Source organism: Streptomyces rugosispiralis (assembly GCF_024505145.1).
GTDB lineage: Bacteria > Actinomycetota > Actinomycetes > Streptomycetales > Streptomycetaceae > Streptomyces > Streptomyces rugosispiralis.
The window spans coordinates 1-2978 of the sequence record NZ_JANIAA010000132.1 but is presented as its reverse complement, the minus strand read 5'-3'; the positions used below and the strand labels follow the sequence as shown (position 1 = coordinate 2978).

Genomic DNA, 2978 nt, shown 5'->3' with positions numbered 1-2978 from the left:
CTATGCGTCGCACTCCTCGCAGGTGGAGGGGATCCGGGAGGGGTTGGCGGAGGCGTTGGCGTCGGTGCGGCCGCGTACGGGTGAGGTGCCGTTCTTTTCGACGGTGACCGGGCGGTTGATGGACACTGTGGAGTTGGACGCGGAGTACTGGTATCGGAATCTGCGTGAGACGGTGGAGTTCCAAACCGCCCTCGAACACCTCATGCGCCAGGGCCATACGGTGTTTGTCGAGGCCAGTCCGCATCCGGTGCTGACCGTCGGCGTGCAGGACACCGCCGAAGCCACTGACACTGACATCGTCGTCACGGGATCGCTGCGCCGCGATGATGGCACTGTCCAGCGGTTTCTGACCTCACTGGCCGAGCTTCACGTGCGCGGCGTCCGGATCGACTGGGGCCCGCTCTTCGCCGGTGTCTCGCCCGTTGAGCTGCCGACGTACGCCTTCCAACGGGAACGGTACTGGCTTGGGGCGGACATCGCCGAATCCGCCGTGGACACGTGGCGATACCAGATCTCCTGGAAGCCGCTGCCGGACATGGACACCCCGGCCCTCTCCGGCACCTGGCTGGCCGTGGTCCCCGAAGGGGACGAGTGGGCCATGGCGGGCGCACGGGCGCTGATCGAGTCCGGCACGGCCGTCGTCCGTACCCTCCGGGTGCCCTGCGACGCGGATCGCCGGACCCTGGCCGGGCTGCTGACGGATGTGGCGGGGTCCGAAGGCATCGCAGGTGTCGTTTCGTTCCTGGCCGCCGACGAAGTTCCGCACCCGGCCCACCCCGCGCTGTCCCGGGGGATGGCGCACACGGTCGAGCTGCTGTGCTCGCTCACCACTGCCGATGTCGAGGCCCCGCTGTGGTGTGTCACCCGAGCGGCCGTCACGGCACTGCCCGCCGACCCGGCGCCGAGCCCCGCCCAAGCGGCGGTATGGGGCTTCGGGCGGGTGGCCGGGCTGGAGCGATCCGAGCGTTGGGGCGGCCTGATCGACCTGCCCGTCCACTGCGACGCAGATCTGCTGCGGCGGTTCGTCGCCGTACTCGCGCGGGCCGCCGGTGAGGACCAGGTGGCGGTGCGGCCATCGACGGCCTTGGGCCGACGGTTGGAGTCGGTGCCCAGGACCGGACCGGCCGGCGCATGGCGCCCGCACGGCACGGTGCTGATCACCGGTGGCACCGGCGTGCTGGGCGCACATGTGGCACGGTGGCTGGCGCGGTCCGGCGCGGAGCACCTGGTGCTGCTCAGCCGCCGTGGCCCGCAGGCCCCTGGGGCGGCCGTGCTCGATGACGAACTGACCGCGCTCGGCGTACGAGTGACCGTGACGGCCTGCGATGTGACCGACCGGGCCGCTCTCGCCGGGGTGCTGGCATCGGCGCCGGACCTCACCGCCGTGGTCCATCTCGCGGGGACCGTGCGATTCGGCAATGCCATCGACGCGGGCCTCGATGAGTACGCGGGCGTCTTCGACGCCAAGGTCACCGGTGCCCTGCACCTGGACGAGCTTCTCGACCACTCGTCACTGGAGGCGTTCGTCCTCTTCTCCTCGGCGGCGGCCGTCTGGGGCGGTGTCGGCCAGGCCGGTTACGCGGCGGCGAACGCCCTGCTCGACGCGGTGGCACAGCGGCGTCGCGCACGCGGTCTGCCGGCCACTTCGATCGGATGGGGCACCTGGGGCGGCAGCCTCGCGCCCGAGGACGAGGAGCGGCTGAGCCGTGTCGGCCTGCGCCCGATGCGGCCGGAGGTGGCCGTCGCCGAGCTGTGCCACGTCGTCGGATCGGCCGAGCCCTGCCCGGCCATCGCGGACGTCGACTGGGAGACCTTCGGCCCGGCCTTCATGGCAGGTCGGCCCAGCCCCCTGCTCAGTGAGTTGCCGCAGCTGCGAAACACCTCCCGTTCCATGGCGATGGCAGGCGACCACGCCGCGTTGCGGAGGCGACTGGCCGGGGTGTCCGCGGCCGACCAGGCCCGGACGCTGACGGACCTGGTACGTGAACACGCGGCCGAACTCCTGGGTCACCGCGGCCCGGCGGCGATCGACCCGACAGTGCCATTCCGGCAACTGGGCTTCGACTCGCTGACGGCGGTCGAGCTGCGGACCCGGCTGAACGCGGCCACGGGACTGCGCCTCCCGGCCACCTTGCTGTTCGACCACCCAAGCTGCCGGGCGGTCGCCGATCTGCTGCGCTCGGAACTGCTCGGCGACGGGCTGGGCTCCCTCGCTGCGTCGTCCGCCACGGAGGCTGTGCCCACCGGCGTGGTGGCCTCCGACGAGCCGATCGCCATCGTCGCGATGAGTTGCCGCTTCCCGGGAGGCATCGGCGCCCCCGAGGACTTGTGGCGAGTGGTCAGCGAGGGCCGGGACGTGCTCTCCGACTTCCCCGACGACCGCGGCTGGGACGTGGCCGCGCTGTACGACCCGGACCCGGACCGGCCCGGCACCAGCTATGTGCGTACCGGCGGATTCCTGCACGACGCCGCGGAGTTCGACCCGGAACTCTTCGGGATCTCCCCGCGTGAGGCGCTGGCGATGGATCCGCAGCAGCGGCTGCTGCTGGAGTCGGCGTGGCAGGTCCTGGAGCGTGCCAGGATGGCGCCGACCTCCCTGCGATCCAGCAGGACCGGTGTCTTCATCGGCGGCTGGGGCCAGGGCTACCCCTCGGCTTCGGACGAGGGGTATGCCCTGACCGGCGCCGCGACCAGCGTGATGTCCGGCCGTATCGCCTATGCGCTGGGGCTGGAGGGCCCCGCCCTGACCGTGGACACGGCGTGCTCGTCCTCGCTGGTGGCGCTGCATCTGGCGAGCGAGGCGCTACGGCGCGGCGAGTGCTCGCTGGCGCTGGCCGGCGCCGTGACGGTGATGGCGACGCCCAGCACCTTCGTGGAGTTCTCGCGGCAACGCGGCCTGGCCGCCGATGGGCGCTGCAAGGCGTTCGCCGGGGCGGCGGACGGCACGGGGTGGGGCGAGGGCGTGGGCATGCTGCTGT

At 72.0% G+C, this 2978-nt stretch carries 1 protein-coding gene; it reads left to right on the top strand.

Annotated features, from left to right (window positions below; translation table 11 throughout):
* Positions 1–22: 22 nt before the first annotated feature.
* Positions 23–2978 (top strand): SDR family NAD(P)-dependent oxidoreductase (locus NP777_RS46650; protein WP_308405417.1); only part of this gene is annotated, 2956 nt, incomplete at its 3' end.